Genomic DNA, 252 nt, shown 5'->3' with positions numbered 1-252 from the left:
CTACCTGGACGGCAAGGACACCATCGGCACGACCGGCGGCACCGCTGGCAACGACCTGCTGAGCGGCATCACGCTGGTCGCCGGTGCGAACAGCGTTGAGAACAACTTCGGTGAACTGCCGCCGGCCAAGCTCAGCGGCTACGTGTACGAAGACGCGGGCAACGACGGCGTGCGCAACAGCGAGGCGCCGATTGCCGGGGTCGAGGTCAAGCTGACGGGCACCGACGACCTGGGCAACCCGGTCACGGCCAC

The 252-nt window shown here is 67.9% G+C and carries 1 protein-coding gene; it reads left to right on the top strand.

All coding sequences use genetic code 11. From position 1 onward, the window contains the following. The coding region (locus FFT10_RS29005) for a hypothetical protein (protein WP_228027352.1) at positions 1 to 252 on the top strand (252 nt) is incomplete at both ends.

It is taken from the genome of Pseudaquabacterium pictum, assembly GCF_005403045.1.
Lineage (GTDB): Bacteria > Pseudomonadota > Gammaproteobacteria > Burkholderiales > Burkholderiaceae_C > Pseudaquabacterium > Pseudaquabacterium pictum.
The sequence above is the reverse complement of the archived record's forward strand: the minus strand, read 5'-3'. Positions and strand labels throughout refer to the sequence as shown.